Raw genomic sequence first — 11,490 nt, forward strand, 5'->3', positions numbered from 1 at the left:
ATCACTGATATGTGCAACAAGATCCTTCGGCGCTGTGACCTTGGGGATACGGGATCCGACCCGGCAGAAGCTACCAGTATAAGATTTCAAAACCCCAACTCGCTGATCAAGTCCTCTGTGTCGTCTTCATCGGCGCGCCACCAGCGCCCACTTGCGCGCAGTGTGTAGTTGCGCCGATAGGCGGAAGGCGTCATGCCTGTGGCACGGCGGAACAAGCGGCGGAAGGCGCTGGGGTCGTGATAGCCGCAATACTCCATCACCTCAGTGAGATCGATCAGCGTCACTTCCAGAAGCTGCTTGGCCCTTTCCACGCGAAGCCGGTGCAGATAATCCAGCGGCGTGCTGCCCTCGATCTCCTTGAAATGGCGCAGCAATGTGCGCGGGCTCACCGCCGCCTCGCGCGCGACGTCATCCAAGCTGTAGGGCGTTTGTATATGCGTGCGAAGCCAGCGTTTGGCCTTGAACACCACGCTGTCGCGGGTTTGCACCGACAATCCGGTGAGCGAAAGACCGGCATGTTCGATACGCATCGGATTGTGGATCAGGACATTTCCCAGTGTTTGCGCAAGGTCCTCACCGGCGAAATGGCGCACCAGCGCCACGGCAAGATCGTAATGGGCCGAGGGCGCTCCCACGGTAAACAGCGTGCCATCTTCTACCACCGGACCGTCCATGGTCAGTTTTACACCGGGAAAGCGACCTGCGAACCAGTTAACGATGATCCAGCTGGTCGTTGCTTTGCGCCCGTCAAGAACACCGGCACGCGCCAGAAGCGCAGTGCCATTAACGGCCGCCGCAATGACGCGGCCCTGTGCATGGTAGCGCGCGATGCATGCGCATTCTGCCTCGGCCTGATCAAGCTGGCGTTCCAGGTCAGGGACGTTGCGCATCATCAGGCCGGGCACCAACAGCGCGTTGCGCGAAGGCGGCGGCATCGGCGCGCCGCCCGCAAGGTCGGAACTGCCGAGCCAGTCGGGCAAGGGCAAGGACTCGCCTCTGGCATCGATGATGCGCCAGCGAAACAAGACGCCACGCCTGGCGGGATTACGCAACCGCCAAAGCTGATTTGCGATCCGCAATACGTCGATGACGTTGAACAAAATACCGTCCATTCCCTGTGGAATATGCAGCAGGTCGAATTGGACAGTCATGCTCTTCATGGCCAAACCGGCTCGATAATTGGCGAAATCAACTTCATTTTTCAGCGCAAATCCTATGGATGGGATGACTGTGTGCTTTGGTTAGACCCATTTTCACGCGCGACCTACGTCCCGAAACTTGGCGAGATCGGCATTATTGTTGTCGGAACTGACTGTATCGGCCCTAAATCTCCCTGACTAGTCTGAACCCTGCGTATTCATCCACTTTCAAGCAGGCCTCGAGATGTCTTCACCTTCCAGCGTCATTCCCGAAATCAAGAAAACCGAACCGTCCTTTATCGAGTTGCGCCATCAGATCCATCGCCATCCGGAACTGGGCTTTGAAGAGAGCGTCACGTCGAAACTGGTGGCTGAGAAACTAGCGCAATGGGGCTATGAGGTCAGCACGGGGCTTGGTGGCACCGGCGTTATCGGCCAGTTGCGGCGCGGCACATCTGACAAGGCGTTGGGCATTCGCGCCGATATGGACGCGCTGCCGATCCATGAGGGCACCGGCCTCCCCTATGCCAGCGAAGTGCCCGGGCGTATGCACGCTTGTGGGCATGACGGCCACACCACCATTCTTCTGTCTGCCGCCCAATATCTGGCCGTTCATGGCGAGTTTAATGGCACGCTCAATCTGATCTTCCAACCGGCGGAAGAGGGCCTTGGAGGCGCGCCACGGATGATCAAGGACGGGCTGTTTGAACGCTTTCCCTGCGATATGGTGTTTGGCCTGCATAACGGCCCCACATTGCCTGCGGGCAGCTTCGTGATCCAGCCCGGTGTGCTTGCCGCGTCATCGGACACCGTGCATATCACGTTGCGCGGCCAAGGCACCCATGGCGGGATGCCCCAGCATGGCCGCGATCCGATTGTCGCTATCGGCGCGATCATCAACGCGTTGCAAAGCATTGTGTCGCGCAATGTGGCACCGAACGAAGCGGCTGTGGTTTCGATCGGGCGTTTACGCGCGGGTGAGGTTGCCAATGTGGTTCCCGACAGCGCCGAGATGTCGCTGACCGTGCGCACCTTCAACCCTCAGGTCCAGACATTGATCGAGGCACGTCTGCGCGAACTGGTGGAGTTTCAGGCGCGCAGTTTTGGCGTCGAGGCCGAGATCGACTGGCGTCCGATCAGCCGGGTGCTGAGCAATGCAGACGAACCGGCCGCGCTGGCGCGCCGGGTGGCCGAAGACATGGTCGGTCCGAACGCCATCATCCCGCTGCCCACCGGGGCCATGGGGGCGGATGATTTCTCGTGGATGCTAGAACAGGTTCCAGGCTGTTACGTGGCGCTTGGAAACGGTGTTGAGGGGCATAACGGGCGGATGCTGCACAATCCGGGATATGATTTCAACGACGAGATCATCAGCATCGGGGCAAGTTACTGGGCGCGCCTGACGCAGGCGTATCTACGATGAGCGGTATTTCCCTGACAGCGAAGACCGCCACAGCGCCAGTGGGGCGCCGCCTGAACCTCGCCCTGCTGTTTCTCGCCATCGTGATCGTCGCCGCAGACAAGACGGTGTTTGCCTTTGCGGGCCCCTATATCATGGAGGAATTGCAGCTATCCGCGACCCAGTTCGGGATGGTCGGAGGGGCGTTTTTCTTTCTCTATTCGCTCTCCGGTGTTGGCGTTGGATTGCTGAGCAACCGGTTGGCGGCGCGTTGGGTGCTGCTTTTGCTCGCCTTGATATGGACGCTTTGCCAGGCGGGGATCGCGCTGAGTGCGGGTCTCGCCGCTTTGGTGATCTTTCGCATCTTTCTTGGCGCGGGCGCGGGGCCCTCAACGGCAATGGTTCAGTTCTCGGCCTCGAAATGGTTTGCGCCCCATCAACGCGTTTTGCCCGCTTCCGCCATCAATGCCGGGCTGATGGTGGGCATTCTGATCGCCGCACTCTGCCTGCCCCCGATCATCGCCCATTGGGGCTGGCGTAGCGCCTATCTGCTGCTTGGCTTGCTCAGCGCCATCTGGGCCTTGGTCTGGCTGTGGCAAGGGCGCGAGGGACAGGCCCCTGACAGCCCTGTCGCAACACAAGACGCGCCAGATCTTGATGACAGCTGGTTGCCCTATCGCCGCTTATTGCTGAACCGCACCTTCATCGGGATGACCGGCCTGTGTTTCAGCGGCTTTATGGCCGCAGGGCTGGGGCTAAGCTGGAACCCCACCTACATGCAAAAGGCGCTTGGCTACAGTGCCAGCCGCATGGGGGCGATCGTGATGCTGATCATGCTCTGCGTCATTCCCGCGATGCTGCTGGTGTCGCGTCTGTCACAGCGCTGGCTGAAACAGGGCGTGCCCTATCACGTCGCCATGGTTTTTCTGCCTGTGCTCTGCTGCGTGATGGGGGGCGCTGTTTACGTCGCCATGTTCGCCCATGCGCTGCCCCTCATCACCAAGACCGTGCTTCTGGGGCTGGGATTCGTGCTTCTGAACGTGCCCCAAAGCTACGGGATCATCGTCTGCGGCGCCATCAGCACCGAACGCCAACGCGCCTCCGTGATCGCCATTCATGTGGCGCTGACCACCTTCGCGGGCGTCGTTGCGCCGGTCCTTGCCGGATGGATGGTGAGCCAGGCTGGCGAAAACTTGGGACTGGGCTATGAGCGAACGCTCGCACTCGTGGGCAGTCTCAACCTTATCGTCGCGCTGATCTGCGCAGGCTGGGTGCGCCCCGAGCAAACCCGCCTTGCCCTTCATGGCACTTCAAAGCCGCTTTAACGAATAGAGGCAAGAGGCAAGGAACCAGCAAATGTCTTCTTATGCCGCGCAGGATATAGCAGTAATTATGGAAACGATTGATCGCCGTTTGCGCGATCACGACACGGAAGTCTCCGCCGTTCTGCGGCGCATCGCGACGGATGTTTGGCAGATACCCTTGGTAACCGAATTAGCCGCCTCTTTGTCTCCACCCGACATGCTGGAAAGCGGTAGACCTAGCAGGAAAACACCTAACGCTTCACCGCTGGCCGCACTCTTTTGCTCCGCTGAGAACCGCGCCGTGATGAAGGGGGCAACTGGCCATCGCACACAAGACCCGTCAGTCCTGACATTGAAATCAAGGAACCAATCATGACTAACACGCTTAGGCCGCATCCGCGCGGAGAAGCAGCTCGTTGCATCTAGCTCCCAAGCGACTTAAGCAGGCTTTCGACTTCGGCCAAGGTGGGGGCAGCGTCAGAGGCTCCGCGGCGTGTTGTCGCCAAGGCACCACAGGCATTGGCGATGCGCAGCGCTTCAGGCAGGCTGTCGCCGCGCGCTAGCGCAAAGGCAAGCCCCCCGTTGAAGCAGTCCCCAGCTGCGACCGTATCTATCGCGGTAACGTGCATGGCGGGAAGATGGCCTTCACCTTCGGGGGCTCGCCAGTAGACGCCCCCAGCCCCCATTTTTATCACTGCGATTCGCAAGCCGCGTTCGATCAGGATGGACGCGGCGCGCGCGGCGCTGGCCGAGTCGGTGGGGCGCAGACCTGTCAGGGCCTCGGTTTCGGTTTCGTTGGGGGTCATCGCGTCGACCGCGCGCCATACCTCCGAACCAAAGGGCGCGCGTGGCGCAGGTGCCGGGTCGAGCACAGTCATCCCTCCGGCTGCGCGCATCTTGCCAGCGGCTGCAAGTCCGGCCGCGAGCGGCGTTTCGAGCTGCAACAGCAACACCTTTGCCGAGGCAAAGGCTGAATCGAGGCGCGCCACATCCTCGGCACCGATGGCCATATTGGCGCCGCCGACGACGGTTATCGCGTTCTCGCCATCCCGGGAAACCCCGATCGATGCAATTCCAGTCGGATGGTCCGGATCTTGCCATAATGGTCCCGTATCCACACCGGTCCGCGCCAGCCAGTCGCGGGCCATCTGCCCGAAGGCATCGGTGCCAGTCCGGCCGGCCAGTTTGGCATCTCCCCCCAAACGTGCTGCTGCTACCGCCTGGTTAGCGCCCTTTCCCCCAAGCGCGATAGCATAGCTTTCTGCATGGACGGTTTCGCCCGGCGCGGGCAGGCGTGCGCCATAGCTGGTGATGTCGACATTGACGCTGCCGAGGACGAGTATGCTCATTCTTGAGGTCCTGATATTTGGCCGACGGAACTGCGCTCGATCAACGTCGGCGCAAGCCTGATGCGATCGGGTAAGTCCGCGTCGGTTTCGAGATGGTCGATAATGACGCTGGCTGCACGTTGGCCCAGGTCTTGCATGGGCTGGCGGATCGTCGTGAGCGGAGGTGCGGTGAACGCCGCGATCTCGATGTCGTCATATCCCATCACAGAGATCTGGCCGGGAACTTCGATGTCGCATTGGTAGGCCGCGCTGAGCGCCCCCATCGCCATGACATCGTTAAAACAGAACACGGCCTGCGGCCGTTGTTCTTGCGGAAGGGATAGAAGCGCGCGCATGGCGACATCGCCACCCGCGACGGTCGGCTCAGAAGCGATGGCGAGCGCGGAGTCAAAGGGAATACCGCGGCGCGAAAGTTCCTCGGTGAAGCCCTTGAAACGGATCGCCGAGCGGGAGTGTTCGAGCGGACCTGTGATGCAAGCGATACGGCGAAATCCGCGCTCGGTCAGATAGGCGGCTGCTAGAGCGCCACCTGTCAGACTGTCATCGGCGATGGTGCTCGCAGGTGCCGCATCCTCATCGTCGAGTGCCACCGTCGGAACGCCGGAGGTCCTGGCAAGCTCGGCCGTCAGGCCCGGCTGCTGGTTCGACGACAGGATAATCAGCGCGTCGATCCGCTTGGCGCGCAACGTATCAAGATAGGCTTGAACCTTCTCACGGTCATCATCGGAATTGCACAGGATCAGGCTGTAGCCCCGTGTGAAGCAGGCAGTCTCGACACCATGGATTAGTTCCGCGAAGAACGGGTTAGTCGAAGAGGTCACGATCATCCCGATGGTGCGGGTGCGATGCCCCTTGAGCGCCTGCGCCACGCCATTGGGGGCGAAACCCAGCTCAGAGATCGCCGCGCGCACCCGTTTTGCCGTCTCGGGCGAGACGAAGCGAGTGCTATTGACGACATGAGAGACGGTGCTGTTTGACACCCCGGCCACGCGCGCGACGTCTTTTATCGTGATGTTATTTCTCATGATCCTCTGAAAAAAAAGGCGGCGCCGGGATCAATCCGGCGCCGCTGGTGTCACAATGAGCTTACTTGGTGATCAGCTTGAGGGGAACCGACGTCAAGGCCGGAACTTTCTCACCCTTCAGAATCTTGGCGGCGGCATCGATACCCAGCGCGCCGATCTGGTCGGGTTGCTGTGCAACCGTCCCAGCCAAGGTCCCTGCTTCCACTGCTTTGATGCCATCATCGGTGCCGTCGAAGCCGACGATGAAGATTTTCTTACCCGAACCCTCGATCGCCTTGAGCGCACCCAAGGCCATCTCGTCGTTTTGGGCAAAGACGGCATGGATGTCGGGGTTCGCCTGAAGGATGTTCTCCATCACGTTGAGCCCCTTGGTGCGGTCGAAATCGGCGGGTTGACTGGCGACCAGTTCGATCCCCTTGTCTGCGTCGATCGCCTCGTGGAAGCCTTTGCCACGGTCGCGTGCAGCCGAGGTGCCCGGAACGCCCTGCAGCTCGGCCACTTTGCCCTTGCCGCCCAAAAGCTTGATGATCTCGTCCCCGGCCATCTTACCGCCTGCCACGTTATCCGAGGCAATATGGGTCGCGACCTTGCCACCATTGGCACTGCGGTCAAGCGTGATCACCGGCACATCGGCGCGGTTTGCGGTGCGAACCGCAGCCTTCACCGCGTCGGAATCGGTCGGGTTGATGAGCAGAACCTTGATGCCCTTGTTGAGCACATCCTCGACATTCGACAGTTCCTTGGCTGGATCGTTCTGACTGTCCAGAACGATCAAGTCGAAGCCCATTTTCTTCGCTTGAGCTTCTGCGCCATCTTTCAGGGAGACGAAGAAGGGATTGTTCAGTGTCGAAACAACGAGGGCGAGTTTGTCGGCAGCTTGGGCGGCAGTGCCAGCCCCTGCTAGAAATGCCGCGGTGGCGGCGAGGGCAAGAAACTTACGCATAATTAATCTCCTCCGATGGTTGCGTTTTCTTCAGGTTAGTTCGGTGCCTTGCTACGGCTGTCGACCAGCACGGCAAGCAGGATCACGGCTCCCTTGGCGATCATCTGGTAGTAGGACGAGACATCCAGCAGGTTGAGCGCATTGTTGAGCACGCCGATGATGAGCGCGCCGATGAGGGTGCCGAAAAGGGTGCCACGCCCGCCCATCAGGCTGGTGCCGCCGACGACGACTGCGGCGATGGCGTCGAGTTCGTAGGAGGTGCCTGCGGTGGGCTGAGCGCTTTGTAGGCGTGCAGTCAGAACGATGCCGGCAAGCGCGGCCATCAGACCAGAGATTGCGTAAACCGCTACCTTGACGCGGCCCGCATTGATCCCGGCGAGACGGGCGACCTGTTCGCTGCCTCCGACTGCGTAAACATAGCGACCAAAACGCATCTGCGAGAGCGCGAACCAGCAGATCAGAAAGACCACGCCAGCAAGGATCACAGGCACGGGGATGCCGAAAAGATAACCGCCGCCGATATACCAGAAGACATCAGCAGCGACACCTTCGCCCGCGTCGATCGGGCGGCCGCCACTGAACACCAAGGTCGCACCGCGCAGGGCGGTCATGGCGACAAGCGTGGCGATAAAGGGTTGGACCCGTCCGATGGAGACGATCAGTCCGCTGACGGCGCCAAGTGCGGCGCCAAACAGGAGCGTGGCGATCAGCACGATGGGCAGGCTGAAATTCGCGCCTATCAGCGTGGCGCAGACGGCGCCGGTCAGAGCCAGCACTGACCCGACTGACAGGTCAATCCCGGCGGTCAGGATTACGAAGGTCATGCCGAAGGCAATAATCGCGTTGATTGATGTCTGGCGCAGGACGATCAGCAGGTTGTCCGTCGTCAGGAAATGCGGGCTGAGCATGGTAACGACAGCCATCAAGATCAGAAGCCCGATCAACGATTTTTGGGCGGCAAAAGCCCGTAACAGATTGCCCGCCGAAGTGGGTTTGGCAGTCATCGCGGCGGCGTCGCGTCCGGGGCCAGGGGTGCTCATGTCTGGGGCTTCCTTTTCGTTTACGCGACGGCGCGTTCCATGATTGCGTGCTGGCTCGCCTCGCCGCGTGCGAAGGTGCCGGTCAGGCGGCCTTGCGACAGAACGAGGATGCGATCCGACAGGCCAAGCAGTTCAGGCATGTCCGAGGACATCAGCAGGACGCACAGTCCGCGCGACTTCATCTCATTGATTAGGGTGTAGATTTCGCGGCGCGCACCGACATCGACGCCGCGCGTGGGTTCGTCGAGGATCACGACTTTTGGTTCCGCCAGCAAGGATTTTGCCAGAGACACTTTTTGCTGGTTCCCCCCCGACAGGTTGCTCACCTCGGTTTCCATGTCTGGTGCCTTGACGGCGAAGCGGCGCATATACTCAGCGACCACCGAGCGCTCCCCTCCGCGTCGCACCATGCCGCCGGGCGATAGTGCAGGCAGCGCGCTTAGCGCCATGTTCGTCCGGATCGCGTGCGGCTGGATCAGCCCATCGGATTTGCGATCCTCCGTGACATAGGCAATTCCCGCGCGCACGCCGTCGCTGGGGTGGCGCATTTGACGCGAACGCCCGTCGATCAGGATCTGGCCCGAAACAGCACGGTTCGCGCCGTAGATTGCGCGGCCTAGCTCGGTTCGTCCGGCGCCCATCAGGCCCGCGAAACCCACCACTTCCCCGGCATGGGCGGCAAAGGAAATGCCGGAAATACCTTGAGCGGTGAGGTTCTTGACTTCTAACAACACGGGTCCGGGCACTTGCGCCACGTAGGGATATTGATCGGTGATGTCACGCCCGACCATGTGATGGATTAGCTGTCCCTCGGTCAGATCGGCAACTTGTCCCTCATGCACGAGGTGCCCGTCGCGTAGAACAGCGACGTCATCGCATTCGGCGAAGATTTCGCCAAGCCGGTGCGAGATGTAGATGATCGCCTTGCCCTCGGCTTTCAGGTGGCGGATTGCCTCAAAGAGGATTGCTGTCTCGACATCGGTCAGGGCGTCTGTGGGCTCGTCCATGATGATAACTTCGGCCCGCTGCGACAGCGTGCGCGCGATCTCAACCATCTGCTGCGCACCGACACCAAGGCGTTCGACCGGTTGACGCGGGTCAATATGATCCTGTCGCAGCGACGCCAGAAATTCGGCGGTGTCACTGCGCATTTGGCGCCAGTCAATCGGGCCGAAAGGGCGTCGAGGTTCGCGCCCGAGAAAGATATTCTCGGCCACCGACAGACCCGGTAGCAAGTTTAGCTCCTGGTGGATGATCCCGATCCCGAGATCGATGGCCTGACGCGGATTGACGACGGCGACGGGGGTGCCCTTGAACAAGATTTCGCCGCCCGGGTCAGGTTGATGGATGCCGGTGACGATCTTCATAAGGGTCGACTTTCCGGCCCCGTTCTCACCGACAAGCGCTAGCACGCGCCCTGCCCGCGCTCGAAGACTAACGCTATCAAGCACCCTGACATCCCCAAAAGTCTTTGAAATGTTGCGCAGTTCGAGAAGGGTTTTGCTCATGCTAGCCTCCTTAAGTGGCGCCGTCAGAACGGCACTCCGGAATAGAGGATGACGTTCGCGAAGGGCGTGCATTCGCCGGTGCGCACGATGGCTCGGGCATTGCGCGTTGCATGCTTCAAGTCCTCGTGACTAATCCGTTCAATTACGATTGGCGCGCCTTGCACCTCGGTGTGCGCATCCATTCGCGAGATCGTTTCGTCGTGAAGCTTGCGGCTATGTTCTACGAACTCGGTTGCGATCTGGACTCTTTCGATCTGTAGCTCGGCCATGATTGCGGCCAGCACATCTTGGAATGACGGAACACCCGGGAGGAGGGACAGATCGATGCGTTCAGGCCCGTCCGGTATTGGCAAGCCCGCGTCACATATAACGATGGCGTCGGTATGCCCCATCCGTGCGAGCGCCCGACTGAGCGCAGGATTCAATATCCCATATCGTTTCATATGTCCTCCTCCGGAAAACTCTCGGCTGCCCTCTCAGCGTGCTTTCAAAGGAAAGATGTCTCAAGAAAAACGTTTGCGCAATCGTTTTTTTCAATAACGACCCAATGTGGCGCAACGCATCGCGCATGCCAGATGGTGATCTGGTCGTTATTGAAGGCCAGTAGCACACGGACTGCGTGGATGGCCGAAATAGCGATTCCGTAGATCGGGAAAATTTAGGCTTTGCAAAATCAGGTCTTCCAGACTTGGAGAGTAGGTGCAACCGGGCCTGACTTGCGCTGACTTCTATCTTTCTGATGTGAAGCGGCAGTCCCGGAAGGTCGTTTGTCCAACTGGCGCGCGAGGCAAGGCCGCAAAACCTTTTCGAAGAATTGTGCGAAAAAACGGCTTTGAGAGCCGTCGTGTGGCCTTCTGAGCCAACAAACTCAAGGGACTCGCCTGACAATCGCATCATGCGAAAAATTAACCATTTATTTTCAATTACTTATACATTCACAACGCGGACAAAAACGAGTAACATCCACCCAACAACCTCCTCCGTCCCAAGGATGACACTGCCACCATGACTGCCTCGAGACCCACCCGCGCCATGCAGCCCTACCTCGAACGGATTGCGGACCTGCGCTCTCTCAGGGGCCGAGGCTCGGATTTTCAGAAATTGAGACGGCACATCCGAGAGGATCCTGCCCTGAGCCCTCTCTATCAGACCTATCTTTCCCTGATCACACTGAAGGATATGGGCGTGGCTGAAACGCGCGGCGTCTTCGAAATCGTCAGTTTTGAGGATTGGATCATTAGCCTCAGCACATCCACTCCTTCGATTGAGGATCTTGCGGATGCCCCCCTTCTTCAAAGGTGGTGCCCGATCAAGGAAAGTGGTGTTCCCTTCGTTTTCGGACAAGTTTCCGGCCACCCGCATCTGCGCGAGGGCGCGCGCATCCGGACGTCGCCTCTCATGAACATGCAACCTGCTAAGGGTTGGACCCGGAGTTGCAATCGGTTCTACAAACTCGGTGAACGTGATGACGGGTTCTTGGCAGAACTTCGCAAAGACGGACGCCTCGCACCGAGTGCGCATCGTCTCGATCCCTTCTATTAAGGCGAGTTCTGAACCGCACCGTGGTGAAGGGAATCAACAGTCCATCGCGCACAAGCCCCGCCAGCCCTGTCCTGCATCGTGAGCATGTCGCATGGCTGGAGGCGCTGTTGTCAGAACCTTTTGCAGGCGAGACCGTGGTCGTATCCCACCACGCCCCCCATTCTTTCGCGCTGTCTCCGGGCGGCCCGGTGCCGCAGGCCTATGCCTCATACCTGAGCGATCTGATCAACCGCTGCCAGCC

At 59.9% G+C, this 11,490-nt stretch carries 11 protein-coding genes; 4 read left to right on the forward strand and 7 right to left on the reverse strand.

Annotated elements, in window-relative coordinates:
- Window positions 1-86: 86 nt before the first annotated feature.
- Window positions 87-1,151 carry a GlxA family transcriptional regulator gene (locus DT23_RS14765; protein ID WP_205618251.1) on the reverse strand — a complete coding sequence of 355 codons (1,065 nt, stop codon included), beginning with the start codon at window positions 1,149-1,151 and terminating at the stop codon, window positions 87-89.
- Between the two features lie 232 nt (window positions 1,152-1,383).
- Here DT23_RS14765 and DT23_RS14770 point away from each other — a divergent pair, with 232 nt between their 5' ends.
- The 3 genes from DT23_RS14770 to DT23_RS19600 are packed head-to-tail and all read left to right on the forward strand — an operon-like array spanning window position 1,384 to window position 4,218.
- Window positions 1,384-2,562 (forward strand): M20 aminoacylase family protein, encoded by a 1,179-nt coding sequence (locus tag DT23_RS14770; RefSeq protein ID WP_038132448.1) that lies wholly within the window; start codon window positions 1,384-1,386, stop codon window positions 2,560-2,562.
- Window positions 2,559-3,863 carry an MFS transporter gene (locus tag DT23_RS14775; protein WP_051697333.1) on the forward strand — a complete coding sequence of 435 codons (1,305 nt, stop codon included), beginning with the start codon at window positions 2,559-2,561 and terminating at the stop codon, window positions 3,861-3,863. Before DT23_RS14770 ends, DT23_RS14775 begins: the two co-directional genes overlap by 4 nt.
- A gap of 31 nt (window positions 3,864-3,894) precedes the next feature.
- A complete protein-coding gene (locus tag DT23_RS19600; protein WP_156023975.1) occupies window positions 3,895-4,218 on the forward strand; it encodes a hypothetical protein in 324 nt (107 codons plus the stop codon).
- 46 nt (window positions 4,219-4,264) lie between these two features.
- On the opposite strand, the gene rbsK is transcribed toward DT23_RS19600, so the two are convergent.
- From rbsK to rbsD, 6 genes are all read right to left on the reverse strand, one after another.
- Entirely contained in the window at window positions 4,265-5,191 is a 927-nt protein-coding gene (rbsK, locus tag DT23_RS14780) for a ribokinase (RefSeq protein ID WP_038132450.1), read from the reverse strand.
- A complete protein-coding gene (locus DT23_RS14785; RefSeq protein WP_038132451.1) occupies window positions 5,188-6,216 on the reverse strand; it encodes a LacI family DNA-binding transcriptional regulator in 1,029 nt (342 codons plus the stop codon). Before DT23_RS14785 ends, rbsK begins: the two co-directional genes overlap by 4 nt.
- 61 nt (window positions 6,217-6,277) lie before the next feature.
- Window positions 6,278-7,159 (reverse strand): ribose ABC transporter substrate-binding protein RbsB, encoded by an 882-nt coding sequence (rbsB, locus tag DT23_RS14790; RefSeq protein ID WP_038132452.1) that lies wholly within the window; start codon window positions 7,157-7,159, stop codon window positions 6,278-6,280.
- A 35-nt stretch (window positions 7,160-7,194) separates the two neighbouring features.
- Window positions 7,195-8,199, reverse strand: coding sequence for a ribose ABC transporter permease (rbsC, locus tag DT23_RS14795; RefSeq protein WP_240473634.1), 1,005 nt, complete (start codon window positions 8,197-8,199; stop codon window positions 7,195-7,197).
- 20 nt (window positions 8,200-8,219) lie between these two features.
- Window positions 8,220-9,707, reverse strand: coding sequence for a sugar ABC transporter ATP-binding protein (locus DT23_RS14800; RefSeq protein WP_038132454.1), 1,488 nt, complete (start codon window positions 9,705-9,707; stop codon window positions 8,220-8,222).
- Between the two features lie 23 nt (window positions 9,708-9,730).
- On the reverse strand, window positions 9,731-10,150 hold the full coding sequence (gene rbsD, locus DT23_RS14805; RefSeq protein ID WP_038132455.1) for a D-ribose pyranase: 420 nt from the start codon (window positions 10,148-10,150) through the stop codon (window positions 9,731-9,733).
- Between the two features lie 742 nt (window positions 10,151-10,892).
- Here rbsD and DT23_RS19605 point away from each other — a divergent pair.
- Window positions 10,893-11,249 carry a DUF6634 family protein gene (locus DT23_RS19605; RefSeq protein ID WP_156023976.1) on the forward strand — a complete coding sequence of 119 codons (357 nt, stop codon included), beginning with the start codon at window positions 10,893-10,895 and terminating at the stop codon, window positions 11,247-11,249.
- Window positions 11,250-11,490 lie beyond the last annotated feature (241 nt).

This window comes from Thioclava indica (assembly GCF_000714545.1).
Classification (GTDB): domain Bacteria; phylum Pseudomonadota; class Alphaproteobacteria; order Rhodobacterales; family Rhodobacteraceae; genus Thioclava; species Thioclava indica.